Consider the following 25,401-nt stretch of genomic DNA (forward strand, 5'->3'; position numbering starts at 1 on the left):
GTTCAGGCCGCGACCACGCGGTTGCGCCCGGCCTTCTTCGCCTCGTAAAGCGCCGCGTCCGCCCGGCCGAGCGCGCTGCGCGGGTCGGCAAGGTCGGCGACCTCGGCTATCCCTGCAGAGAAGGTGACCTTGCCGAAAGGCTTGCCGCTGGCGCGGTCGATCAGCTGCTTGTCGGCCTGCGCGCGGCGCATCTGCTCGAGCTTGCGCCAGCCTGCGTCCTTGTCGAAGCCATGGAGGAGGACGGCGAATTCCTCGCCCCCGTGGCGCGCGACGAAGACCCTGTCGCTCGCATGGCCGCCCAGCGTGCCCGCGATGGCGCACAGGATCCGGTCGCCGGCATCGTGGCCGTAGGTGTCGTTGATCGACTTGAACCGGTCGACATCGCAGAAGGCGACGGCAAGCGTCGTGCCCTTCTCGCGCACCTCCTCGACCGCGGCTGCGAAGCGGCGCTCGAAGGCGCGGCGGTTGGGCAGGCGGGTGAGGTGGTCGACATCGGCTTCCAGCCGCGCCTTGGCGAGGTTTTCGCGCAGTTCCTGGGTTTCGGCCTGGCTCTTCTCCATCGCCTGCTCGACCTGTTCGATCCGGGTCAGCATGGCGCGCGACATCTCGATCACGCGGTCGAATTCGGGCAGGGGCTCGCCACTCGCCTCGCCGGGCCGGCCGGCGCGGGGCGCCATCCCGGCCATCGCCTCGATCTGCTTGCCGAGAGCGCCGCGGTGGTCGCTGGTCTCGTCCTGCGCGGTCTTGGTCGTCTGGGCGAAGCGCAGGACGGCGTATTCGAGCTTGTCCATCAGCTTTTCGAGCTCGGCCATGCGCCCGCCGGTTTCCGGGTCGAGCCGCACCACCGTGTCGAGCCAGCGCTGGTCGATCGGCTCGCCCGCCGCCTCGCGCGCGGCGAAGCTCGCGGCGAGCTCGACGCTCTCGCCCGACAGGGCGTTGCAGATGAGCGCGAGATTGGTCCCGGTCACGGCCAGGTCGTGGTCGAGCGTGAAGGCCGTGACACGTTCAAGCAGAGCGCGGCGACCCTCGGGAGTGTGGCGGTCGGGGGTTTGGCGGTCGGCCTGGGGCGCAGCGTCGGCTCCATCGCCCGCGCCTTGCGCGCCGCTCGACGAGAGCGCCGAAGCGGGCAGGCGCGGCTGGGTTCCGCCGGCGCGGTGGCGGCGCGTGAAACTGGAGGAATAGACCATGTCTTGCGCCAGATCCTGTCGGCTTGCTGTGACGGCGCGGGCCTAGCGCGGCGCGGCTTAAGGCGCGGCTCGCGCCGGGCCCCGCGACACTCCCTAGGCGAGAACCCCTAGGCGATAACCCGTGAGCGGGGGGGAGGGGCGGCGCTTGGCACGGCGCTTGCCTTAGACATTCGCGAAATTCAGCCCTGCCGGACCGGCCCGAGCGGGCGAGCACAGCCCAAGGGAGATTGACCGATGACCGATCGCGCAACCCGCAAGACACCTCCGCTGGCGAGCCGCAGGAGCCCGCCGGGCCTGCGCATCCTCGCCTTCGTGCCGCTCGCGCCGATGATGTTCGTGCCGCTGCTGGCCCCCGCGCTGGGCGAAAGCACTCTTCCCGCACGCCCCGCCGGACGGACTGCCCCGGCCGCAATCGACGCGGCGGTCGAAGCCTTCACCGGGGCGCGCGCGGGCGAGCCGGGGGGCGCCATCGCGCCCGCCGACCCGCGCCTGCGCCTCGCCGCCTGTCCCGCCCCGCTCGAGACGGCCTGGCACGGCACGGCGCGCAGCACGGTGCGGGTCGAATGCCCCGGCGCGGGCGGCTGGCGGGTGTTCGTCGCCCTGCGCGCAGCCCCTGCCTCGCACGCCGCCGCAGCAGCAGCCGCCCCGCTGGTCGAGCGCGGCGACCCGGTCACGGTGATGGTCCGCGGGCGCGGCTTCACCATCCAGCAGGCGGGCGAGGCGATGGAGCCGGGCCGCGCGGGCGAATGGATCGGCATCCGCCTCGCCGGCACCTCTTCGGCCACGCGCCCGGGCCGCCGGGCCGATCCGGTCCGCGCGCGCATCCTGCGCCCCGGTCTTGCCGAAATCCCGGTCGGCGACCCCGGCGGCGATGCCCGCACCGATCCCCGCACCGAAGATTGAGACGCCGCCACGTATTTTTTCGCGCGCGGGGGTTAAACCCTTTCCGGCGCGTCCGTCCTTGTGATCAGGAATCCACCTGAGCAGGAGCCCATTGGGAGACGCAGTCATGCCCTCTGTCGAACTGAGCAAGTTGCAGGCTGGCACGTTGCAGGCCAGCGCGGCCCCGCGCGCGGTGGCGCGGGACGAGCGCGCGCCGCTTGGCGTTGCCCCCTCTAACGCTCCGCCTACAAAGGCCGGTCCCGCCGCGCCCGATAGCGGCGTCAGCATAGAACTCGGCGCGGGGACCGTGCGCGCCCCGGCCCTCGATACCGCCACCCCGCCGGTCGACCGCGAGCGCGTCGCCGAGATCCGCAAGGCGCTGGAAGAAGGCCGCTACCCGCTCGTCCCGACCCGCATCGCCGACGCGATGATCGCCGCGCGCGTCAGCCTGGGCATGGAAAAGTGAGCCGCGACCCCGCCCTGTCGAGCGCCGGGGGGCCCGCCCCTCCCGCCGCCGATCCCGCGCCCGCCGCTGCCGCGACCGCCGAAGCCCCTCCGGCGGCAATCCTGCGGCAGATGATTGCCGTCCTCGAAACCGAGCGGCAGGCGCTTGCCGCGCTCGATGCCGAGGCCCTGACCGAAGCGGCGCGGGTCAAGGAGGGGCTGTGCGGCGCGCTCGCCCCGCTTGCGGTCGAAGCGCTCGACCCGGAGACGCGCGGGCTTGCCGAAACCGCGCGCCGCCTGAACGAGATCAACCGCCGGGTGCGCAACCTGCTGGCCGCCAATGTCGCCTCGCGGCTCGCCGCGCTCGCCGGGGTCGGGGACGGCGTGCAGGGCGGCGCGACCGGTCCCGTGACCTATGGTCCCGGCGCGCCCGCCCCGATCCGCCCGCAGACCCCGCGCTAGGCGCCGCCGCGCCCGCCCGGCGTCTTCCGGGGGCGCGGGCGGGGGCTTGCCCCCGGCCTAGGTATCACTGCGTGGTCCGGCGCCCACAGGCGGGTCTGGCACGCCGATTGCTTTCCAGCTCCACGCGAAGACCCGGCTGGCTTCGCCGCCCTGCCCCGCCTTCCCCAAGGCGCGCGGCGGCGGCGCGGGCAGGCGACGCGCGCGAACCGAGGAAGCACAAACCGAGGCAGGAACAGAAGACGTGTCCCACCCATCGCTCCCCCCTGCAGGGATCGCCGCCGCCCGCGCCGAGGCGGCGCGCGCGCAGCCCTCGCACCGGCTGGCCGAGGACGCCGTGCGCGCGCAGCCCGAGCGCATCGCAAGCCGCCAGATCGCCGCCCCCGCCCCAATGCCCGCCCCCGCACAGTCGGGACGCATCGAACGCGCGATCGCCGATGCCTCGCGCCGAACCGGGGTCGATTTCGATTTCCTCGTCGCGCAGGCGCGGATCGAATCCGCGATGGATCCCGAAGCCCGCGCCACCACCTCGAGCGCGTCCGGCCTCTACCAGTTCATCGAAAGCACCTGGCTATCGACAATGCAGCGCCACGGCGCGCGCTTCGGCCTCGGCGATGTCGCAGCGCGGATCGCGCGCGCCCCCGGAGGCGAGGCCCATGTCGCCGACCCGGCCGAGCGCCGAGCGATCCTCGCCATGCGGCGCGATCCCGAGATCGCCGCGCTTATGGCGGCGGGCCTCGCCGAGGACAACGCCGCCCATCTCGCCCCGGTGCTGGGCCGCGCGCCCGACCATTCCGAACTCTACCTCGCCCATTTCCTCGGCGCGGGCGGGGCGGCGCGCTTCCTGACCGAAATGGCGCGCGACCCCGGACAGGGCGCGGCGAGCCTGTTCCGCCGCCCGGCCGCGGCCAATCCGGCGATCTTCTTCGACGCGGGCGGGCGCGAGCGCAGCCTTGCCGAAGTGATGGACCGCCTCGCCGCCAAGGTCGAACGTGCCCGCGCGCTCGCCCCGGATATGCCGATGGTGCCGCCTTACCTCATCGCCGACGAAGCCGCGTTCGGCCCCGGCGATCCGCCCGCGCTGACCGGCACGAGCCGCCCGGTGATCGCCCCGCGCGCCGTGCTCGGCATGGCCACGCCGCCTTCCCCGCCGCCTCCCGGACCGCCCCAAAGACCTCCCCAAACGCCGCCAATGTCGCGCGTGCTTTCGGCGACGCTCGAAGGGCTCGCCGGGCGGGCGGGCGATGCTCCGGCGATCGACCGCGCGAGCGAGAGCATCCGCGCGGCCTATGAACGGCTGAAGGCGATGGGCCTGTGACGGGCGGCGGCATCCCCCTGCCCACGTTCCTCGCCCCGCTCGCCCGGCGGTTCGGGGGCGCACCTGCGGCGATGGCGCTGCCGGTCGGCATCTTCGCGCTGTTCGCGCTGATGGTGCTGCCGATCCCGACCGTGCTGCTCGATGCGTTCTTCGTGCTCAACATCGCGATCGCGGTCGCGGTGCTGATGGCGGCGCTGAACGCGCGCGAGCCGCTCGATTTCTCGTCCTTCCCGACCGTCCTGCTGTTCGCCACCCTGCTGCGGCTGGCATTGAATGTCGCCTCGACCCGCGTGGTGCTGGTCAACGGGCACGAAGGCGGCGCGGCGGCGGGCGAAGTGATCGATGCTTTCGGCCAGTTCCTCGTCGGGGGCAATTTCGCGGTCGGCCTGTTCGTCTTCGCGATCCTGCTCATCATCAACATGATCGTCATCACCAAGGGCGCGGGCCGCGTCTCCGAAGTCTCCGCGCGCTTCGTGCTCGACGCGTTGCCGGGCAAGCAGATGGCGATCGACGCGGACATCGCCGCCGGGCTCATCACCAGCGACGAAGCGCGCGAGCGGCGGCGGCGCGTCACGGTCGAGGCCGATTTCCACGGCTCGATGGATGGCGCGTCGAAATTCGTGAAGGGCGATGCGCTCGCCGCGCTGCTGATCCTCGCGGTCAATGTCATCGCCGGTTTCGCGCTCGGCATGATCGGGCATGGCCTGTCCGCAAGCGAAGCGGGCGAGCTTTACGTGACGCTGGCGGTGGGCGATGCGCTGGTGGCGCAGGTTCCCGCGCTGCTGCTGTCGATTGCGGCCGCCGCGATCGTCACGCGAGTGTCGGACACGCGCGATCTCACCGGGCAGATCGGCGGCCAGTTCGCCGACCCGCGCGCGTGGCTGCCGGTGGCGCTGATATTGGGCGGGATCGGGCTGGTCCCGGCGATGCCGCAGGCGATCTTCCTTCCCGCCGCCGCCATCGCGCTCGGCATATGGTGGGCGCTGCGGCGACAGGCGGCGAAGCCAGTCGACGAAACCCCCGTTGCCGAGGAACCCCCCCCCGACCGGATCGAGCTGGCCGATGTCTCCGACCAGACGCTCGTCACCATCGAGCTGGGCTACGGCCTCGTCCAGCTGGTCGACGAGGCGAAAGGCGCGCCGCTGGTGTCGCGCATCACCGGCATCCGCAAGCAGTTGTCGCGCGATCTCGGCTTCGTCCTGCCGCAGTTCCGCATCCGCGATTCACTGGATGCCGCGCCCAATGACTACGCCGTGCTGCTCGGCGGGGTGACGGTCGCGCAGGGGTCGGTCAGGCCGGGCAAGCTGCTCGCGATCGACGCGGGCGAGGTGCGCGGCGAGCCGCCCTACGCCGCGCTCGGCCTTTCCGGCGAGCCGACGCGCGATCCCAGTTTCGATTGCCCCGCGCTGTGGATCGATCCGGGCGCGCGCGACCTTGCCGTGGCCGAGGGATTCCTCGCGGTCGATGCCTCGACCGTGATCGCGACCCACGCCAACCAGGCGCTGGCCGAGGCCGCGCCGCAGCTGCTCGGCCCGGCGGAAGTGCAGGACCTCCTCGATGCGCTGAAGGAGCGCAGCCCCGCGCTGGTCGAGGCGATCCATCCCGAGCCGCTTTCCTTGGCCGCGCTGACCCGCATCTTCCGCGCGCTGATCGGCGACGGGCTATCGCTCGCCCATCCGCAGCCGCTCTTCACCAGCCTCGCGCTCGCGCTCCAGAAGAGCACGGATTTCGACGCCCTGATCGACGCGGTCCGGGTCGATCTCGGCGCGCGGCTGGTGGCGCAGGTGTGCGAGCCGGGCGCGCGGCTGAAAGTGGTGACGCTCGATGCCGGGCTCGAGGGCGCGATCCTCGGGGGGATGACCGATCCGGCGACCGGGCAGCCGCTGATCGAGCCCGACTGCGGGAACATGATCGCGCGGCGCATCGGCGAACTGACGGGCGAACACGGGCCGCTCGCGCTCATCGTCCAGCCGCCCGCGCGCCGCGCGCTCGCCGCTCTGCTGCGTGCGCGGGCGCGGACCTGCCTCGTCCTGTCGATCAACGAACTGCCCGCGAGCCAGCCGGTCGAGGTCGTCGCGGTGATCGGTGAGGACGCTCCCGCGCACGAGGCCATCGCGGCATGAAGCACGATGCCGCCTTCCACGCCGCCTATGGCGCGGCGAGCCAGGCCGAGGTCGAGGACCGCGTGCGCCGCTTCCTGCCGATGGTCCACCGCGCCGCGTGGCACATCTACGGCGCGGGGCGCGAGGGTCTGGAAATCGAGGATCTCGTCCAGACCGGCATCATGGCATTGACCGAATGCGCGCGGCGGCATGGCGGGCCGACCGAGGACGGCTTCGCCGCCTATGCCAAGATCCGCGTGCGCGGCGCGATGCTCGACCAGATCCGGCGGCAGCTCCACGACACCCGCAATGCCCGCAAGCGCCGCGCCGCCTATGAACGCGAAGTCGAACGCCTGCGCATGGAAACGGGCCGCGAACCGAGCCGCGCCGAAATCGCCGCCGCGCTCCACATTTCCGACGGCGAACTGGTGCAGATTGAGGCGAGCGCGGTCACCGTCTCCTCGATAGCTGAGGAATACGACGAGACCAACACCGCCTTCGCCAGCGATGACCCCGACCCCTTCGAAGCCCTGTGCGCCGCCGAGGACCGCGAACGCCTGGTCGAGGCATTGGGGGAACTGCCCGACCGGCTGAAACTGGTGCTGCAATTGTTCTTCGTCGAGGAAATGAACCTCACCGAAATCGCCGCCGTGCTCGAGGTGAGCGTGCCGCGGGTCCACCAGCTGCGGGCGAAGGCGCTGAAGGACCTGAAAGCGATGATGGACGGCTGACGGGCGCGCCGAATGCGGCTAAGGGGCGCGCTTTCGCAAGGGGGAAGGGCGCAGGCGTGCTCGCAGGACTGACCAGGAATTTCGCGCTGCTGACCGTGCTCGGCGTGGCGCTGGCGTGGATCTACCCGCCCGGCTTCACCTGGATGACCGACGGGAGCATCCGCATCGCGGGCCAGCCGCTGCTGTCGGTGGCGCTCGGCACGATCATGCTGGCGATGGGCCTGACGCTGACGTTCGAGGATTATGCCCGCCTCGTCCGCCTGCCGCGCGCGGTGGCGATCGGGGTGGGGCTGCAATTCGTCGTCATGCCGGCCTCGGGCTGGGCCATCGCGCAGGCGATGGCGCTCGACAAGGGGCTCGCGGTAGGCCTCATCCTCGTCGCCTGCTGTCCCGGGGGGACGGCATCCAACATCGTCGCCTACCTCGCGCGGGGCGATGTCGCGCTGTCGGTGGCGATGACGATGCTTTCGACCCTTGCCGCGATTGTCCTCACCCCGCTGCTGACGGGCGAGCTTGCCGGGGCCTATGTCGCGATCGACCGCTGGAACCTTCTCGTGAACATGGTCGCCATCGTGCTCGTGCCGGTGGTGGCAGGCACGCTTCTCAACCGCCTGTTCCCGCGCGCGGCCGAGGCGGTGGGCGGCGTGCTGCCGCTGGTCGCGGTCGTGCTCGTCATCCTCATCGTCGGCGGGATCGTCGGCGGAGCCAAGGCCCAGATCGCCGCCCATGCCGGGCCGCTGCTCGCCGCGACCTTTGCGCTGCACGCGCTCGGCTTCAGCCTCGGCTGGGGGCTGGCGCGGCTCGCCGGGCTGGGGGTGGCGGAGCAGCGCACGGTCTCGATCGAGGTCGGGATGCAGAATTCGGGGCTGGGTTCGGGCCTTGCCAAGACCCCCGCTTTCGCCGCGCAATTCGCCGACGCCGCGCAGGCCGCGCTCGCGCCCGTGCCGGCGGCGATTTCCGCTGTGTGGCACGTGGTTATCGGCAGCCTGCTGGCGAGCTGGTGGCGGCGGCGACCATAGCCGCCCCTGGCTATTTCAAACTCAGGAATACATCCCCTTCTTCGGCCCGAGATAGCCGAAAAGATACGCCCCCACCTTCCTCATCTGGATCTCTTCCGAGCCTTCGGTGATCCGGTAGCGGCGGTGGTGGCGATAGATGTGCTCGAAGGGCGTGTGGCGCGAATAGCCGATGCCGCCATGGACCTGCATCGCCCGGTCCGCCGCCTCGCAGCACAGCCGGTTGGCGTAGTAATTGCACATCGAGACCTTGTCCGAGATCGTCCGCTCGATCTCCTCGTGCGGCATATTGTCCATCTCCCACGCGGTCTTGAAGATCAGCAGGCGCAGCATTTCCGCCTGCGTCGCCAGCTCGACCAGCGGGAACTGGATCGCCTGGTTGCGCGCGAGTTCCTGACCGAAGGGCTTGCGTGCCCGCGCGTATTTCACGCTTTCATCGATGCAGAACAAGGCCGCCCCGCAGGAGCTGGCCGCCTGCCGGATGCGGTTCTGGTGGACGAAGCTCTGCGCCAGCGCGAGGCCGCGGCCCTCCACGCCGAGGATCGCGCTGTCGGGAACCCACACGTCCTTGACCGAAAGTCGCGGGTGGTCGGTCGGCATGTTGAAGGTCCACATCCACTCCTCGATCTCGAGGCCGGGGGTGGGGTTGGGGACGAGGAAGCAGGTGATCCCGCTCGCATCCCCGTCCTTGCCGGAGGTGCGGGCGAACATCGCGCAGTGGGTCGCGACGTGCATCCCGGTGATCCACATCTTCTCGCCGTTGATGAGCCAGCCGTCCACGCCGTCGCGCGTCTCCCTCACCGCGCGGGTTTCCATGTGGGTCGCGTCGGAGCCATGGTCCGGTTCGGTCAGGCCGAAAGCGACGCGGCGCCTGCGCTCGAAGCCGCCCGTGATGAATTCCTGCTTCTGTTCTTCCGTCCCCCATTGTTCGAACATGGCGACGAAGGGGAAATTGCCGACGATGGAATGTTCGTTCTGGAGGTCGTTGTGGAGGCCGAGGCCCTTCCTTGCAAAGTGCTCGCGGATGACCGCCATCCACAGGTTCGACCCGTCCTTGCCGCCGTATTTCTTGGGCGCGGAGAAGCGCCAGTGGCCCGCCTTGTCGGCGCGGCGGGTGGCCTCTTTCAGCAATTCCTCCCACTCCTCGCGCGGCAGGCCGCCCTTGTCCCAATCGGTCCGCGAATGTTCGCGGCGGTGGTCGAAGAAACGGATATTGTCGTCCTGCTGCTCCAGCGGCTTGATCTCGGCCTCGATGAAGGCGTCGAGTTCGTCCAAGTAAGCCTGCAGGTCCGCAGGGATAGCGAAGTCCATTATTCCTCTCCAACCCATTGTTTCCACGCCGCTTCGAGCGCTGGATATTTCGGCACGTCGGCGGCGAGCTTTTCAAGCGCGGCGGTCTTGAGTTCGGCCAGCAGGCCCGGCTCGTCCAGCCCCGTCCCGCCGCCGAGGATTTCCTGCGCGAGGTCCGCATCCTCCAGCATCGGCACGATCGCATCGTCGCGCGCGATCATGCCCAGCGCATTGCGCGCCACGGCGAGCTGGAAGCGGTCGTGGCCTTCGACCTTGTCCTTGAGAGTGGCGAGCCATTCGGCGACCGCCGTGGCGATCTCGCCCGAGGTTGCCTCGCCGGTCGGCGCCGCCGCCTCGATGTCGGGATCGGCGCGCGCGCGGCGCTCCTCATCCGGCGCATCCTCCTCCAGCAGCATGAGGAGGTCGAGCTCCTGCTCGCTCGTCCGGCGCGAGATCACCACGCGTTCGAGCATCCGGTCGGACCCGTCGCGCCACACTTTCGCACAGCGCAGGCACCCCATCGCCCACCACACCGTGCGGTGGACCAGCCAGTAGCGGAACCGCTCGCGGTCGACCTTTCGCCCGCTTGTCGCCTCGTAGGCGGCGAAATAGTCCTCGAGGCTGCCGAGCCCGAGCGCGGGCCGGTCGTAGCGGTGGAAGCGCCACACCGCCATGCAGCCGAAGGCGAGGTCTTCGTGGGGGTCGCCGAAATGGGCGAGTTCCCAGTCGAGCACGCCGGTGAGGTTGGAGTTCTCGGCGAGGATGTTGCCCATGCGGTAGTCGCCGTGGTTGAGGACCGGCTCAGTCTCCCGTGGCGGGCAATGGTCCTCCATCCATTTCAGCCCTAGCGCGATGATCGGCCGGTCGCCGCCCGCTTCCTCGAACTGGCGGCGGAGGTCCGCGATGGCCTCGCGGTAGTCCATCACCGGCACGTCTTCGGGCACGTCGCCGGGACGAAGGCTATGGATGCGGGCGAGATCGCGGGCGACCTGACGGAGGAGGCCCGAGGCATCCTCCATCGCGAGGATATCCTTCGGGTTGGGCGTTCCGGGCAGCGCGCGCATGACGAAGCCCGATCCGATGCCGTCCCCCGGCTCCAGTTCGACCACCACCTCGGGCGCGGTCACCCCGGCGGCGCGGGCGGCGCGGATGACCGCGGCCTCGGTCGCGTGGCCGAAGGGGCGGTCGGCCATGAATTCGAGGGAGGGCGCGCGGCGCAGGACGAAATCCTTGCCGGTGCTGGAGAAGCGCCAGCTCTCCATCGTCGCCCCGCCGGTCAGCCGGTGGAGCCCTTCGGGCGCGCCCATCCCGGCCCTTGCGAGAGCCTTTGCAAGACCTTCGGAAAGCGTCTCGACATCGATCATGGAAGCGCCCTTTCAGCCGGGTTTCCTATTCGAAAACCGCAAGCTAGCTTCGCCCCGGGTCCCTTTGCCTGAAATCCGCGCATCAGCCCCCCAAGGGACGCCGAATTGGCGTCCCCCCGTCTGCATTACGCGAACTAACTCCCCAACACCGCCCGCGACTCGCGCCTTGGGAAGCGCAAATCGCGGGGCGCGTGATGGAAAGGGTCAGGCGCGCCGGATCACGCGGGGACGTTGTCGCGCTTGACCGTGATGACCTGCGGATAGGTGAATTCCTTGAGGCCTTCCTTGCCGTATTCGGCGCCGAAGCCCGACTGCTTGTGCCCGCCGAACGGGGCGAAGGGCGACAGGTGGAGGAATTCGTTGACCCACACGGTCCCGGTCTCGAGCTGTTCGGCGATCTCGACGCCCTTGTCGGGGTTCGCCGTCCACACCGCGCCGGCAAGGCCGTATTCGGAATTGTTGGCCTTGGCGATGACCTCGTCCTCGCTGGAGAACTTCATCAGCGGCATGACGGGTCCGAACTGTTCCTCGGCGACGATCCGCGCGTCTTCGGGCGGGTTGTCGAGGATGGTGAGCGGCACGAAATAGCCCGTTCCGCTAGGATCCTTGTCGCCGCCGAGCAGGAACTTGTAGCCCTTGTCCTTGGCGTCCTGGATCAGCTCGAGCACGCGCTCGTACTGCTTCTTGTTCTGGATCGGGCCGACCCCCGTGCCCTGCTGGGCGCCGTCGCCGACCTTCACGTTCTTGGCGTATTCGACGATTGCCGCGGACAGCTCGTCATAGATGTCCTCGTGAATGTAGACGCGCTTGGCCGCGATGCAGATCTGCCCGGCATTGGAGAAGCTCGACCAGAACAGCTGTTCGGCGACCTTCTTGGGATCGGCATCGGGCAGCACGATCGATGCATCATTGCCGCCCAGTTCGAGCGTGATGCGTTTGAGGTCGGCGGAGGCGCCTTCCATGATCTTCTTGCCGGTCGCGGTCGAGCCGGTGAAGGTGATCTTGTCGATGTCGGGATGCTGGGTGATGAGCGGGCCGAGCGAGTCCTCGCCGGTGATGATGTTGACGACGCCCGCAGGCACCTTGTCCGCGATCAGCTCCGCGATGCGCAGCGTGGTGAGCGGGGTGAAGGGCGAAGGCTTGAGGATGATCGTGCAGCCCGACAGCATGGCGGGGACGATCTTCTGGATCGCCATCATGACCGGGAAATTCCACGGCACGATACCGCCGACCACGCCCACCGGCACGCGGCGGGTGCGCGAGAGGCGGCTTTCGGAATCCTCGTTGATCTCGTCTTCAAGTTCGAGGGTCGACTGGGCCGAGGCCATTCCGGCCGCGCCGTAGATTTCCTGCTGGGCCTGGGCGTGCGGCTTGCCCTGCTCGCTGGTCAGCAGGCGGAAAAGCTCCTCGCCGTTCTCCTTGATCGCGCCGGCGATCGCCAGAATCGCCGCGCGGCGTTCCTCGATCGGGGTTTTGCGCCAGGTCTTGAACGCGGCGCGCGCGGCGGCGACCGCCTTGTCGAGCTCGTCCTGACCGCAGGCCGGGACCTGCCCGATCACTTCCTCGTTCGCCGGGTTGACCACGTCGAGCCATTCGCCGGTCTCGATCATCTCACCGTTGATGAGGTTCCTGTACTGCTTGACCATGGTGTGTCCTCTCTCTCGTCTAATCCCGTGCCGCCCCTGCCGATGCAGGAGTCGGTGCGCGCGGGAAAGTGACGTGTTGCAACTCAAAACGCAATTCCCGTTTCGGCGGAAAGACTAACCATCCGGGGAGCGCCATGCGCCTATCCATTGCGCTATCGGCGGCGCGGCTTATGCACGCGCCCGAAGCAGAGGAGACATTTGCGCATGACCGCAACCGAACGCCCCGATCTCGTCATCTACGGCAGCCCCGTCTCGCCCTTCGTGCGCAAGGTCGCAGGGGTGTGCATCGAAAAGGACGTCCCCTTCGAGATCGAGCAGGTCAACGTCTTCGACCCGCCGCAGTGGTTCCGCGACATCTCCCCGATGAAGCGCATCCCGGTGCTGCGCGACCGCTCGATCGCAGAAGAAGGCCCGGAAGGCACCATCCCCGACAGCTCGCCGATCTGCGCCTATATCGAAGCGAAGCACCCGGACCCTGCGCTTTACCCGGCCGATCCCTATGCCCGCGGGCGGGCGCTGTGGATCGAGGAATATGCCGACACCGCGCTCGCGCCGGCAGGCGGGCTGGGCATCTTCCGCCCGATCTTCTTCGCCGCCTCGAAGGGCGAGGAGCCCGACGTCGAAAAGGCGCGCCGGACGTGGGCCGAGCAGATGCCGCCGGTGTTCGACACGCTCGAAGCCGCGCTCGGCGGGCGGGAGTTCTTCGCAGGCGGCGCGCTTTCCATCGCGGACATCGCGGTGACGACGATCCTGATGCAGGTCGCGCTCGTCGCCCATGTGCCGCTCGACAAATGGCCCGGCCTTGCCGCGCATTACGCGGCGATGCGGGAACGTCCCTCGATCGCCGGTCCCTATGCCAAGGCCGACCGCGCGATCCGCAAGGCCTTGCCCGAGCGCTTCGACCTGACCTAAGGCTCACCGCCTAAGGGGCTTTTGACGAGAAAGACGCGCATGGCGAGCGAATGGTGCATCGGGATCATCGGCGGGTCCGGGCTCTACAATATCGAAGGGCTCGAGGACGCGCAGTGGATCGCCATCGACACGCCCTGGGGCGAGCCGTCGGACGAAATCCTGTGCGGCCGGCTCGGCAAGGTGAAGCTGCGCTTCCTGCCGCGCCACGGGCGAGGGCATCCTATCTCCCCGACCGAGCTGAACGGCCGGGCGAACATCGATGCGCTCAAGCGCGCGGGCTGCACCGACATCATCGCCCTTTCGGCGGTGGGGAGCCTGCGCGAGGAGATCGAGCCGGGCCGTTTCGCCGTGGTCGAGCAATTCATCGACCGGACCTTCAACCGGCCCTCGACCTTCTTCACCAGCGGCTTCGTGACGCACGTCTCGATGGCCGACCCGACCTGCCCGCGCCTGTCGCAGATGATGGCCAAGGCGATCAGCGCGGCCAAGGGCAAGGTCGCGGTCGGGGCGACCTATCTCGCCATGGAAGGCCCGCAATTCTCGACCCGCGCGGAAAGCCGGATGTACCGCCAGTGGGGCGCCGACATCATCGGCATGACCGCGGTGCCCGAAGCCAAGCTCGCCCGCGAGGCGGAGCTGCCCTATGCGCTCGTCGGCATGGTCACCGACTATGATTGCTGGCGGGAAGGCGAGGCCGTGGGCGTCGCCGAAGTGGTCGCGCAGATGCAGGCCAACGGCAGGCTCGCGCGCGAGGCGGTGAGGCGCTTCGTCGATGCGCTGCCCGAGAAACGCGAGCCTTCACCGATCGACACGGCGCTGGACGATGCGGTCATCACCGCGCCGGACGAGCACGATCCCGAATTGCTGGCAAAGCTCGACGCGGTCGCCGGGCGGCTCTTCGCGGAGGACTAGGCTTTCGCGAGTTCGGCGAAATGCGCCTTCGCCTCGGCGAGGGTGATCACATCGCCGTATTTCGCGTTCATGTCGAACAGGTTGGCGCGGTGGACCTCTTCGTGGCGGTCGCCGACAGCTTCCTCGACCACCAGCGGGATGAAGCCGTGCTGGCAGGCATCGACGCAGCTTGCGCGGATGCAGCCGCTCGTCGAAACGCCCGCGAGCACGACGCTGTCATGGCCGCCCGCGGTCAGGGTCGAGGCGAGCGAGGTGCCGAAAAAGGCGCTCGCATATTGCTTGGAGACGACCAGTTCGTCTTCGGCGGGCTCCAGCCCCTTCGCCCACGCACCCATCGCGTTCCCGGCGACGAAATTGGCGAGCGCGCCGACCTTCTGGGCGAACCGCCCGCCGTCGCGCATCGAGGGGTGGAAGACGACATTGGTGTAGATCACGGGAACCCCCGCTGCCCTCGCCGCCGCGCGGAGGTCGATCGCGGCGGCGAGGGTGTCCTCGACCCCGGCATGGAGGGGGGAGCCGGGGTCGAAATAGGCTTCGACCATGTCGATGATGATCAGGGCGGGCCGCGCCCCGAAACCGATCCGGCCCTCGAAGACACCGGCATAATTGCTCTTTGCGTCTTCTCGTTCACCCACCCGAAGGGCTCCTTTTTGCAGAAATGGCCGGATCGGGCCGCGATCAGAAGTTGTAGCCGAGCTCCACTCCGAAGCGGCGCAGGCCGCCGGGCGAAAGGAACGAGCCGCCGAATTCGACCGCCGGGATGACCTCGTTGAGATAGCGCTCGTTGGTGAGGTTCTCGGCGAAGGCGGTGATGCGGAAAGCGTCGGTCTCGAAGCCGATGCGGACATCGAGGATGCCGAAGGCGTCGCGCTCGGTCACCGAATATTCCGCGTCCCCGACTTCGGCCGGCAGGGCCAGCGCCGAACCGGGCAGCAGGCCGCTGAACAGGGTCGGGTTGGGATCGTCCTGCACCGTGTGGAACCAGGTCGGACCCGTAAGGCGGTAATCGGCGCGGGCGACGAAATCGAGGCCATCGGTGATCGGCTGGACGATCTGCGTGCCGAGGTTGACCGTGTAATCGGCGGTGTAGGGGCTTTCATTGCCGACCGTGCTCGGGCGAGAGGCGTTCGCCTTGATCTCGCTTTCGGTGACGTTGGCCGAGCCGAAGATGTCCCACCCGTCGATGATCTCGAAGGCGAGGTTGGCTTCCGCCCCGTAGACCTCGACCTCGTCGATGTTCGAGACGACGCGCAGCAGGCCGAAAGCGCCGACGAAGAACTCGAAGAACTGCATATCGTCGATCTGGGTGTAATAGCCCGCGACGTCGAAGGTCAGCCTGCCCCCGATCGCGGAACCCTTGATCCCGGCTTCGAACGCGCTCGACACTTCCTTGTCATAGATGTCCTCGATCAGCACGTTCGTGCCGATGAACTGGTTGAACGCCTGGTCGACGATCGCGGCCGAGCCCTGGTTGTTGAACCCGCCCGATTTGAAGCCGATGCCCCAGTTGGCATAGAGGTTCACGTCGTCGGCGAGCTCGTAGCGCAGCGAGACCTTGGGCTGGAACTGGCGGAAGGTTTCCTGCTGGTCGGGGAGCGGCTGGACCACCCCGTTCACGACCTGCTGGCCGGGATTGATCGGCCCGCCGGTGAAGGGGTCGAACACGGCCGGCACGAGGCTCGTCGCGCTGCGATCCTCGATGTCGTAACGGCCCGCCAGCCCGATCTCGAAGCGGTCGGACACCTCGATGTCGGTCGAGGCGAAGAGCGCGTAGACATCGGTGTCGAAGGCGTCGTTGTAGAGCTGGCTGGTCGGGTTGATCGTGTCGGGCGCGTTGTAGAGCTCGGGGATGATCCCCTGCCCGAGATCCGCCCCGATGCTCACCCCGACCTCGCGGTCGATGTGGAGGTAATAGGCACCGACCTGCCATTCGACCGGCCCGTCGCCGTTCGAGGCGAGGCGGACCTCGCCCGAAAAGTCGCTCTGGTTGCGGACCTGCAGCTGCGTGCCGTCGCAGGTCGTCGGGCTGAACGCGCCGAAGGTCGAACCCGTGGCGGGGTCGAAGATGAACGGAACCGGCGTCTGGCCGATGAAAGTCGGCGCGTTGAGCGGGAAGCCGGTCAGCTGCGCGGTGCTGGCGAAGCACGCGTTCGACGCGGCAACCGAAGCCGGGGTCGCGCCGGGGAAGGTGAAGCGCGCGAAGTCCGCCGAAGTCCCGTCCGCGACGAGGAACTGGTCGACATCGCTGTAGAGCGCCCAGGCCGTCAGCGTCACGGCGTCGAATTCATGCTCGATCTTGGCCGACATCTCGAAGGTGTCCTGCGTGTTGATCGGGCGGATATTGCCGTAGAAATCGAAGGGATGCTCGTTGACGTCCTCGTAGAAGGCCGGATCGACGCCCGCGAAATTGGGCAGGTGGAACGAGGTGTTGTAGGCGATCGAGGCGCCGTCGAGCTCGGCATAGCGCGCCTTCACGTCGAGTTCGGTGTTCGGCCCGAGATCGGCGACGAAGCGCCCGTCGACCGACCAGATTTCCTGGTTGTCGACGAAATGGCCGTCGAGGAAGCGATTGAAGAAGAATCCGTCCGTGTGGAAATAGCTGCCCGACAGGACCAGGCCCGCGCTGTCGCCCACCGGGGTCGCGATGTAGCCGTTGGCGCGGTAGGTGTTGTCCTCCGCGGCGCTCACCATCACGTTGCCTTCGAGGAAATCGCCCGGCTTGACCGTCTGGATCACGATCGCGCCCGCCGCCGCGTTACGCCCATAGAGCGCGCCCTGCGGCCCTTTGAGGATTTCGATCTGCCGCAGCGTGCCCTGGTCCTGGTTCAATTGCGCGGTGTTGGTCTTGAGGATGCCGTCGACCACCAGCGCGACCGAGCTTTCCGCGTCGCGCGCACCGTTGATGCCGCGAATGTTGATCTGGGTGTCGCCCGCCTCGGCCGTGCCGGTGACGATGGTGACGCCAGGAGTGAGCTGGACGAATTCGTCGGCCCGCTCGATCCCGGTGCGCTGGAGCGTTTCGGCGGTGAAGACGGTGACCGCGGCGGGCACTTCGGACAGCGTTTCCGACTGGCGCCGCGCGGTGACGATGATCGCGCCCTCTTCCTGTTCGGCGCGTTCGCCCCCGGCATCCTGCGCCAGAGCCGGCGTGGCGGCGAGCATCGCGCCGAGAGCGGCGCCGCCTGCGAGAACGGTCTTGAACTTGAGCATTGCCACGACTCCCCTGTCGATCCGGGCGCTTCCAGCCGCCCGGCGGGCATCGACCGATGGTCCGGCCGGTGCGGTGCAAAAGGGGATGGGGGCACGCCGGTAACAGCACACCCCTCCCCCGAATGACCATCGCTTATTGTATACAATTTGCGCCCGTCAAGGAAAATTGGTAGCGCTGGCGCAATGGCTCACGGGAAGGGCGCAAGTGATGATTTCGGGTAACACTTTTGTCACGGGACCGTCCCGGTGACACGCGCTTCGGACAGGGCCTATGACAAGATCCGCGCCTTCCTGCTGGGCGGCGGGGCGCATCCGGGCGAGCAGGTGACCGAGGAACGTCTCGCCGAAATCGCGGGGGTCAGCCGCACCCCGGTGCGCGAGGCGATGCGGCGGCTCGAAAGCGAGCTGCTGCTGGTGCGCAGCCCGTCGAAGCGCATCTTCGTGGCGGACTGGTCGCGCGACGACATCGACGAGATGTTCACCCTGCGCCAGATGCTCGAAGGGCACGCGGCGAAACGCGCGGCGCGCCGGCTCACGGCGGAGGAGCTCGACCGGCTCGAAGAGGTCAACGGAGCCCTGCGCGAAGCCATCGCCACCGACCCGCCCGACATTGCCCGTTTTCTCGAGGCCAATCGCCGCTTCCACGACATCATCACCGGGGCGGCGCGCTCGCCCCGGCTCGCGCAAGTGCTCGCCATGCTGGTCGAGCAGCCGGTCCTGGTGCGGACCGCGCGACATTACTCCGTGCGCGACCTTCGCCAGTCCGCGCGCGATCACGACGAGCTGGTCGCCGCCTTCCGCGCGGGCGATCCGGACTGGGCTCAGGCGGTGATGAAGAGCCACCTTCGGCGCGCCTTCCACACCTTCGCGGATGCGGCGGAGACGGAAGGTCGCGCGGCGAACGACGCCGCTGAATAGGGGCGAATTACGCCTAGATGATACCCCGCTCGGCAAGGTCGGTCATGGCACGGCTGTCCATGCCGAGCAGCTCGCCATAGACCTCCTCGTTGTGCTGGCCGAGTTCCGGCCCGACCCAGTTGATGCCGCCCGGGGTCGCCGACAGTTTCGGCGCGACGTTCTGCATCTTGAAGTTCTCGTACTTGGGATGCGGCATCTCGACGATCGCTTCGCGCGCGGCGAAATGCGGGTCTTCGAGCATTTCCGGCGCGCGATAGATATTGCCCGCCGGAACGCCGTGTTCCTCGCACAATTCAAGCACTTCCTTGCTGGTGCGCTGCTTCGTCCACTCGCCGATCATGTCGTCGAGTTCGGCCTGCCGCTCGCCGCGCGCGACGTGGCTGTTGTAGCGCGGATCGTCGCCCAGTTCGGGCTGCCCCATCATCGTCGCCATGCGCTTCCACACGCTGTCCTGGTTGCCCGCGACGAGCACGCTGCCGTCCTTCGTGGGATAGACGTTCGAAGGCGCGATCTTGGGCAGGATCGAGCCGGTCCGCTCGCGGATGTGGCCGGTCACGGTGTATTCGGGCACGGTCGATTCCATCATCGCCAGCACGGCTTCGTAGATCGCCGAATCGACCACCTGCCCCTTGCCCGTCTTGTGGCGGTGTTCGAGCGCCATCAGCGCGCCGAGGCAGGCGTAGGTCGCCGCGAGCGAATCGCCGATCGAGAGCCCCGCGCGGCTCGGCGGGCGGTCGGGTTCGCCCGCGATGTAGCGCATCCCCCCCATCGCCTCGCCGATCCCGCCATAACCCGCGCGCGAGGAATAGGGTCCGGACTGGCCGTAGCCCGAGACGCGAATCATGATCAGCGCCTCGTTGATCGCGGAAAGCTCCTCCCAGCCGAGGTTCCAGCGTTCCAGCGTGCCGGGGCGGAAATTCTCGAGCAGGAAATCGGCCTTGGCGGCGAGCTTCTTGACGATCTCCTGCCCTTCCTTTTCGCGCAGGTTCAGCGTGATCGACTTCTTGCCGCGCGCGACGACCGAGAACCACAACGGGACACCCTGCCCCCAGTTGCGCATCGCATCGCCGACCTTGGGCGGTTCGACCTTGATCACCTCGGCCCCGTGGTCGGCCATCAGCTGGCCGCAGAACGGCCCCGCGATGAGCTGGCCCATTTCGATCAAACGCAGTCCCGAAAGCGCCCCTTCAGCCATGTGATCCCTTTCGTGTGATGGCTAGCAATCGCGGCGAAAGGCTGTGCAGCCACCCCGCGCTTCGACTTGGCCCTATACAGAGCGAATTTCGATTTGTATACAATTTGCGCACCACGACCTCGCGCGATTCCCGCGCAGCGATCACAGGCGAGCCATGAACCAGCCCATCGAGATCCTCGAAGTCGGTCCGCGCGACGGACTCCAGAACGAGGCCGAAATCGTCTCCACGGCGGACAAGCTCGCGCTGATCGAGGCGATGATCGACTATGGCGCGCGGCGGATGGAAGTGGCGAGCTTCGTCCATCCGAAACGCGTGCCGCAGATGGCCGATGCCGAAGACGTGATCGCCGGCCTGCCCGATCTTGGGCACGTCCAGTATATCGGCCTCACCCTCAACAAACGCGGGATCATGCGCGCGCTCGCTACCCGCGAGGGCGGGAAACGCGGGATCGACCAAGCCGGCTGCGTCATCGTCGCGAGCGACACTTTCGGACAGAAGAACCAGGGCCAGACCATTGCCGAAGGCATTGCGGAGACGCGCGATATGCTCCGCTTCGCCAAGGCCGAGGGGCTGTCCGCGCAGGTCACGATTTCCGCTGCCTTCGGCTGCCCCTTCGAGGGCGAGGTGAAAGCCGAAACCGTGCTCTCCATCGCCGAGGAACTCGCCGCCGAGGATCCGGCCGAGATCGCGCTCGCCGACACCATCGGCGTCGGCGTTCCCGCGCAGGTGACGGACCTGTTCGGCAGGCTCGGCGAATTGCTCGCGGGGCGGATACCGATGCGCTGCCATTTCCACGACACGCGCGGCACGGGCATCGCCAATGCATGGGCGGCCTACGGAGCGGGCGTGCGGACCTTCGATGCCTCGCTCGGCGGGCTCGGCGGATGTCCCTTCGCCCCGCGCGCGACGGGCAATATCGCGACCGAGGACCTCGTCTACATGATGGACAATTCGGGCGTGGAAACGAATATCGATCTCGAAGCGGCGATCGCGGCCAACCGCGCCTTCGCCGAGGTGCTGGGCCGCGAATTGCCGTCGCGCGTGACGCGGGCCGCCTAGGGGAACTTACCAGCCGCGACGCGCGGCAACAGGGGAGATTGCATGACTTACAGGCTTGGCGTCGATGTCGGGGGGACCTTCACCGACCTGCTGCTGTTCGACGAGGACAGCGGGCGCTTCTGGCGGCACAAAACGCCTTCGACCCCGCACGATTCTTCGGAAGGCATCCTCAACGGGATACGCGCGATCACGGAGCAGGCGGGCGTTTCGCTGAAGGACGTAGTTTATTTCCTCCACGGCACGACGGTCGCGACCAATGCCGTGCTCGAAGGCAAGGGCGCGAAGGTCGGGCTGGTGACGACCGAGGGCTACCGCGACGTCATGCAGATCGCGCGCAGTTTCGTCCCCGGCGGGCTCGCCGCGTGGATCGTCTGGCCCAAGCCGCAGCCGCTCGCCCACCTCGAGGACACGGTCGAGGTTCCGGGCCGGATGGACGCCGACGGCAACGAGGTGCGCCCCCTCGACGAGGACGCGGTGCGCTCGGCGCTGCAGAAGCTGAAAGGCCAGGGCATCGAGGCGCTGACGGTCAGCCTCATCAACGCCTATGTCAACGGCGCGCACGAGGCGCGCATCGGGGAGATCGCGGCGGAGGAACTGCCGGGCATCCCCGTCTCGCTCAGCCACGAAGTCCTGCCCGAAATGCAGGAATACGAGCGCACGCTATCGACCGTCGCCAACGCCGCCGTGCGCCCGGTGGTGAGCAAGTATGTCTCCAACCTTCGCACCAAGCTTTCGGACGATGGCTTTGGTGGCAGGCTCTCGCTGCTGCGCTCGGACGGGGGCCTGATGAGCAGCGAGAAGGCCGAGGAGCATCCGGTCAACATCCTCATGTCCGGTCCGGCCGGCGGCGTGACGGGTGCGCTGTGGGTGGCGAAGAATGCGGGGCTGAAGAACATCCTCACATTGGATGTCGGCGGAACCTCGACCGACGTCGCGCTGATCGAGGGGCTCGAACCCCGGCGCGAGCGCACGACCGATGTCGGCCACCTTTCGGTGCGCGCCTCCTCTCTCGACGTGAAGACCGTGGGCGCGGGCGGCGGTTCGATCGCGCACGTGCCCGAACTGACCGGCGCCCTGCGCGTCGGCCCGGAAAGCGCAGGCGCGGTCCCCGGCCCGGTCGCCTATGGCAAGGGCGGCGAAGTTCCGACCGTCACGGACGCGAACGTGGTGCTCGGCTACCTGCCCGAAGACCTTCTGGGCGGCAGCTTCCGGCTCGATCGCGAGGCGGCGAAGGCGGCGGTGCAGACCATCGCCGACGCGCTTGGCGTGAGCCTGATGGAAGCCGCGCGCGGGATCATCGACATCGTCAATGAAAATATGTTCGGCGCACTGCGCATGATCTCCGTGCAACAGGGCTACGACCCGCGCGAATTCGCGCTGATGGGCTTCGGCGGGGCCGGGCCGCTCCACGTCAACGCGGTGGCGAAGCTGATGGGCAGCTGGCCCGCCGTCTCGCCCGTTTCCCCCGGCGTGCTCTGCGCGCTGGGCGATGCGACGACGCGGATGCGGACCGAGACCGCGCGCAGCTTCTCGCGGCTTGCCAAGGACACGGCGATCTCCGACCTCGAGGCGGTTCTCGACGAGATGGCGGCGCAGACCCGCGGCGAGCTGATTGCGGACGGGGTGGCGGAGGATCAGATCGCCATCGAATTCGAAGTCGACATCCGCTATGCAGGACAAGCCTTCGAAGTCCCGCTCACCATCGACAAGGCGGTGCTGGAGAAGGACGGCATCGAAGGCATCCTCGCCCGCTTCGACGAGGAGCACCTGCGCCTGTTCACCTTCAACATGGATACCCCGCACGAGATCGTGAACCTGCGCGCCGTGGCGCTGGGCCAGCCTCCGTCCCTCCCCGCTGCCGAAGTGCCGAAAGGCGACGGCGATCCCTCGGCCGCCAAGATCCGCGACCACAAGCTGTGGATGGACGGGCGCGAACAGGATGCGGTGATCTACGACCGCTCGAAGCTGCGCCAGGGCGACCGCATCCCCGGCCCCGCCATCATCACCGAGATGGATTCAACCACGCTCGTCGAAAGCGGCTGCATTGCCACCATCGACGCGGTCGGTAACATCCTCATCAATCCGGAGGGCTGACACCATGCCTGCACGTATCGTCGAGACCAACGACACGCCGTTCAACAAGGTCGCCATCGACCCCGTCACGCTCGACATCATCGAAAACGCGCTGAGGAACGCGCGGATCGAGATGGACGCGACGCTGGTGCGCACCGCCATGAGCCCCGGCATCCGCGAACAGGGCGATGCCTTCCCGATGATCGCGGACCCTGCGGGCAAGATGATCGTCGGCCAGTTCGGCAGCTTCATCGACGGCTTCCTGCGGGGCTTCGACGACACGCTCGAGGACGGCGACCTCATCCTTTTGTCCGATCCCTATTCCTGCGAGGGCGCGATCAGCCATTCGAACGACTGGCTGGTGCTGCTCCCCGTGTTCAAGGACGGGCGGCTGATCGCCTACACCGCGATGTTCGGCCACCAGTCCGACATCGGCGGCATGGTCCCCGGCTCGATGCCGATCGGCGCGTCCTCGATCTTCGAGGAAGGCGTGCGCATCCCGCCGGTCAAGGTCTGGAAAAAGGGCGAATACAACCACGACCTGATGAAGCTGGTGATGCACCAGACCCGCAAGCCCGACTGGTGCCAGGCCGACCTCAACGCGCTCATCGCCTCGTGCCGCGTCGCCAGCCGCCGCGTGATCGAGATGGCCGAACGCTTCGGCGACGACGTCTATTATTCCGCGACGCAGGAACTGCTCGACCGCAACCACCGCGCGATGAAGGCGCTGATCGGCATGGCCGTGGCCGAGGAGCCGGTGAGCTTCGAGGACTATATCTGCGACGACGGCAAGGGCTTCGGCCCCTACCGGATCAAGTGCACGATGTGGCGCGAGGGCGAAAAGGTCATTCTCGATTTCGACGGGACCGACCCGCAGAGCGCGGCCTCGATCAATTTCTATTTGAACGAGAATATGTTCAAGATGTTCTTCGGCATCTACATGATCATGGTCTTCGACCCGCAGATCATGTTCAACGACGGGTTCTACGACCTCATAGAGGTGCGCATCCCCGAAGGATCGCTGCTGAAGCCGAAATTCCCCGCCGCTCTATCGGGCCGCACCCATGCGCTGGGCCGCATCTTCGACATTCTCGGCGGGCTGCTCGGGCAGAAGACGCCGGAATTCCTCAACGCCGCCGGGTTCTCCTCCTCCCCGCACCTGTTCTATTCGGGCTGGGACAATCGCAAGAACACGCGCGAGTGGTTCCAGCTGTTCCAGATCGGCTTCGGCGGCATCCCGGGCCGCCCGCTGGGCGACGGGCCGGACGGCCATTCGCTGTGGCCGGGCTTCACCAACGTGCCCAACGAGTTCCTCGAGCGCTATTTCCCCTTGCGGATCGAGCGTTATTCGACCGAGCCCGACAGCGGCGGCGCGGGCCTGCACCGCGGCGGCAACGGCATCCACATGACCTACCGGTTCCTGGCCGACGGCAATATCGCGATCCACGACGACCGCTGGTTCGTGCCGCCCTGGGGCGTCAATGGCGGCCATCCGGGAATGCGCGCGAAGAAGGTGCTGGAACGCGTCGACGGCACGACCGAGATCGTCGGCAACAAGGTCGAGGACGTGGAGGTGCGTAGCGGAGACCTCCTCCACTTCATCACCTGGGGCGGCGGCGGCTGGGGCGACCCGCTCGAGCGCGATCCCGAACTGGTCGGCCTCGAAATACGGCAGGGGCTCGTCACGCCCGAGGGCGCGAAGGCCTATGGCGTGATCGCCGATGCCAAGGGCGCTGTCGACGCCGACGCGACCGCGAAACTGCGCGAGGAAATGAAGGCGTCGCGCGGGGACCTGCCGTTGTTCGATTACGGCCCCGGCATCGAGAAACTGCGCGCGGCCTGCGAGGCCGAAACCGGCCTTCCCGCACCGCGCCAGCCCGAATGGGGCGACCTCGCCGAAGCGGCGGAATGACCTTCAGCCGCTCGGCGGGGTGAAAAGCGCCTCGTCGAGCGGTTCGTCCACGCTCGTCTCGGTCCACAGCACGGTGTTGCTCTTGATCCCGTCATAGAGCAGCGTGACTTCTCGCGCCTGCACCCAGCCACCCGGAAGCTTCACGAAATCGGCATAGAGCCGTTCGTGGAACCCGCGCGGGGTGTCGAAGGCAAGATAGGTGATGAAGCCGCTTTCCTTGTCGAAGCCGAACAATGTCTCCGCGCCCTCAGGGTCGGCGATGCGCACCAGCCGCGTCTCGCGCCCGAGGATGTCGCGCGAAGGGGCGCGGTGCAGGGTGAACCCCTCGCCCAGCGCCTGCCGCACCACGCCGAAGCCGAAATTGTTCGCCCAGTATTCGTCCGCCTGCGCCTTGGGCATGATCCCGCGCTCGGTCCAGGTCGTCTCGCCGTCATAGCCGATCTCGAACAGCACCCGCTCGCCCGATTTTGCGACGATCCGCACCTTGCCCGAAGCCTCGTGCGCGCTCGCCCGGTCGGGGTCGAAGGCGCGCCACATCCGGTAATCCTCGGCGCGCGAGCGGACCGCGCCGGTCTCGCGGTCGTAGAAGACCGCCTCGCCCGAAAGCGCGAGCGTCGTCGGAGTGAGCCAGACCTCCCCGCCATGCGCGGCGATTGCGCGTTCGAGCGTGGCGCGCGGACCAGGCTCTTCGGCATTCGCAGGAAGCCCCATCGCCGCCGCCAGCATCGCCAGCCCGAATTGCATAAGCCTCCGCATCGCCTCTCTCCCGA

Annotated in this window: 21 protein-coding genes; 13 read left to right on the top strand and 8 right to left on the bottom strand. The window is 68.0% G+C overall.

Annotated elements, in window-relative coordinates; all coding sequences use genetic code 11:
• Positions 1 to 2 precede the first annotated feature (2 nt).
• On the bottom strand, positions 3 to 1,187 hold the full coding sequence (locus tag G9473_RS11090; RefSeq protein ID WP_291133348.1) for a diguanylate cyclase: 1,185 nt from the start codon (positions 1,185 to 1,187) through the stop codon (positions 3 to 5).
• A 234-nt stretch (positions 1,188 to 1,421) separates the two neighbouring features.
• On the opposite strand from G9473_RS11090, the gene G9473_RS11095 reads away from it, so the two are divergent.
• The 7 genes from G9473_RS11095 to G9473_RS11125 all read left to right on the top strand — a co-directional run bounded on the left by G9473_RS11095 (position 1,422) and on the right by G9473_RS11125 (position 8,142).
• Positions 1,422 to 2,090, top strand: a complete 669-nt coding sequence (locus G9473_RS11095; RefSeq protein WP_291133350.1) for a flagella basal body P-ring formation protein FlgA — start codon at positions 1,422 to 1,424, stop codon at positions 2,088 to 2,090.
• Positions 2,091 to 2,196: 106 nt separating this feature from the next.
• Positions 2,197 to 2,535 carry a flagellar biosynthesis anti-sigma factor FlgM gene (gene flgM, locus G9473_RS11100; RefSeq protein WP_291133352.1) on the top strand — a complete coding sequence of 113 codons (339 nt, stop codon included), beginning with the start codon at positions 2,197 to 2,199 and terminating at the stop codon, positions 2,533 to 2,535.
• Complete coding sequence (locus tag G9473_RS11105; RefSeq protein ID WP_291133354.1) at positions 2,532 to 2,975, top strand: hypothetical protein; 444 nt, start codon at positions 2,532 to 2,534, stop codon at positions 2,973 to 2,975. The genes flgM and G9473_RS11105 overlap by 4 nt, the downstream gene beginning before the upstream one ends.
• A 241-nt stretch (positions 2,976 to 3,216) precedes the next feature.
• Complete coding sequence (locus G9473_RS11110) at positions 3,217 to 4,290, top strand: lytic transglycosylase domain-containing protein (RefSeq protein WP_291133356.1); 1,074 nt, start codon at positions 3,217 to 3,219, stop codon at positions 4,288 to 4,290.
• A gap of 71 nt (positions 4,291 to 4,361) precedes the next feature.
• Positions 4,362 to 6,413 carry a flagellar biosynthesis protein FlhA gene (locus G9473_RS11115; RefSeq protein WP_291138411.1) on the top strand — a complete coding sequence of 684 codons (2,052 nt, stop codon included), beginning with the start codon at positions 4,362 to 4,364 and terminating at the stop codon, positions 6,411 to 6,413.
• Positions 6,410 to 7,123 (top strand): sigma-70 family RNA polymerase sigma factor, encoded by a 714-nt coding sequence (locus tag G9473_RS11120; protein ID WP_291133358.1) that lies wholly within the window; start codon positions 6,410 to 6,412, stop codon positions 7,121 to 7,123. The genes G9473_RS11115 and G9473_RS11120 overlap by 4 nt, the downstream gene beginning before the upstream one ends.
• A gap of 56 nt (positions 7,124 to 7,179) precedes the next feature.
• Positions 7,180 to 8,142, top strand: coding sequence for a bile acid:sodium symporter family protein (locus tag G9473_RS11125; RefSeq protein ID WP_291133360.1), 963 nt, complete (start codon positions 7,180 to 7,182; stop codon positions 8,140 to 8,142).
• A 21-nt stretch (positions 8,143 to 8,163) separates the two neighbouring features.
• Here the strand turns inward: G9473_RS11125 and G9473_RS11130 are convergent, their stop codons facing one another.
• The 3 genes from G9473_RS11130 to G9473_RS11140 form a co-directional block, all read right to left on the bottom strand.
• On the bottom strand, positions 8,164 to 9,450 hold the full coding sequence (locus G9473_RS11130) for an acyl-CoA dehydrogenase family protein (RefSeq protein WP_291133362.1): 1,287 nt from the start codon (positions 9,448 to 9,450) through the stop codon (positions 8,164 to 8,166).
• Positions 9,450 to 10,793, bottom strand: a complete 1,344-nt coding sequence (locus G9473_RS11135; protein ID WP_291133364.1) for a phosphotransferase — start codon at positions 10,791 to 10,793, stop codon at positions 9,450 to 9,452. The genes G9473_RS11130 and G9473_RS11135 overlap by 1 nt, the downstream gene beginning before the upstream one ends.
• 218 nt (positions 10,794 to 11,011) lie before the next feature.
• A complete protein-coding gene (locus G9473_RS11140; RefSeq protein ID WP_291133366.1) occupies positions 11,012 to 12,439 on the bottom strand; it encodes an aldehyde dehydrogenase family protein in 1,428 nt (475 codons plus the stop codon).
• 204 nt (positions 12,440 to 12,643) lie between these two features.
• On the opposite strand from G9473_RS11140, the gene G9473_RS11145 reads away from it, so the two are divergent.
• Both G9473_RS11145 and mtnP read left to right on the top strand, forming a co-directional pair.
• Entirely contained in the window at positions 12,644 to 13,351 is a 708-nt protein-coding gene (locus G9473_RS11145; protein WP_291133369.1) for a glutathione S-transferase family protein, read from the top strand.
• Positions 13,352 to 13,390: 39 nt separating this feature from the next.
• On the top strand, positions 13,391 to 14,263 hold the full coding sequence (gene mtnP / locus G9473_RS11150; RefSeq protein ID WP_291138413.1) for an S-methyl-5'-thioadenosine phosphorylase: 873 nt from the start codon (positions 13,391 to 13,393) through the stop codon (positions 14,261 to 14,263).
• On the opposite strand, the gene G9473_RS11155 is transcribed toward mtnP, so the two are convergent.
• Positions 14,260 to 14,898, bottom strand: coding sequence for an isochorismatase family protein (locus G9473_RS11155; RefSeq protein WP_291133371.1), 639 nt, complete (start codon positions 14,896 to 14,898; stop codon positions 14,260 to 14,262). The two genes, mtnP and G9473_RS11155, sit on opposite strands and share 4 nt — an antisense overlap.
• A gap of 43 nt (positions 14,899 to 14,941) precedes the next feature.
• Positions 14,942 to 17,473 (bottom strand): TonB-dependent receptor, encoded by a 2,532-nt coding sequence (locus G9473_RS11160; RefSeq protein WP_291133372.1) that lies wholly within the window; start codon positions 17,471 to 17,473, stop codon positions 14,942 to 14,944.
• A 246-nt stretch (positions 17,474 to 17,719) separates the two neighbouring features.
• Between G9473_RS11160 and G9473_RS11165 the strand changes: the two genes are divergently transcribed.
• Positions 17,720 to 18,391, top strand: coding sequence for a GntR family transcriptional regulator (locus G9473_RS11165; RefSeq protein ID WP_291133373.1), 672 nt, complete (start codon positions 17,720 to 17,722; stop codon positions 18,389 to 18,391).
• A gap of 13 nt (positions 18,392 to 18,404) precedes the next feature.
• Here G9473_RS11165 and G9473_RS11170 read toward each other — a convergent pair whose 3' ends face one another.
• Entirely contained in the window at positions 18,405 to 19,586 is a 1,182-nt protein-coding gene (locus G9473_RS11170; protein WP_291133374.1) for a CoA transferase, read from the bottom strand.
• A gap of 154 nt (positions 19,587 to 19,740) precedes the next feature.
• Between G9473_RS11170 and G9473_RS11175 the strand changes: the two genes are divergently transcribed.
• Genes G9473_RS11175 through G9473_RS11185 form a run of 3 tightly spaced genes read left to right on the top strand, consistent with a single transcriptional unit; the run spans position 19,741 to position 24,631 of the window.
• Positions 19,741 to 20,646: a hydroxymethylglutaryl-CoA lyase gene (locus G9473_RS11175; RefSeq protein ID WP_291133376.1), complete on the top strand. Its 906-nt coding sequence runs from the start codon at positions 19,741 to 19,743 to the stop codon at positions 20,644 to 20,646.
• Positions 20,647 to 20,688: 42 nt separating this feature from the next.
• Positions 20,689 to 22,740 carry a hydantoinase/oxoprolinase family protein gene (locus G9473_RS11180; RefSeq protein ID WP_291133378.1) on the top strand — a complete coding sequence of 684 codons (2,052 nt, stop codon included), beginning with the start codon at positions 20,689 to 20,691 and terminating at the stop codon, positions 22,738 to 22,740.
• Between the two features lie 4 nt (positions 22,741 to 22,744).
• Positions 22,745 to 24,631, top strand: coding sequence for a hydantoinase B/oxoprolinase family protein (locus G9473_RS11185; RefSeq protein ID WP_291133380.1), 1,887 nt, complete (start codon positions 22,745 to 22,747; stop codon positions 24,629 to 24,631).
• A gap of 3 nt (positions 24,632 to 24,634) precedes the next feature.
• Here the strand turns inward: G9473_RS11185 and G9473_RS11190 are convergent, their stop codons facing one another.
• On the bottom strand, positions 24,635 to 25,387 hold the full coding sequence (locus G9473_RS11190; protein WP_291133382.1) for a hypothetical protein: 753 nt from the start codon (positions 25,385 to 25,387) through the stop codon (positions 24,635 to 24,637).
• Between the last annotated feature and the right edge of the window lie 14 nt (positions 25,388 to 25,401).

Origin of the sequence: Erythrobacter sp. (assembly GCF_011765465.1) — a bacterium.
Lineage (GTDB): Bacteria > Pseudomonadota > Alphaproteobacteria > Sphingomonadales > Sphingomonadaceae > Erythrobacter.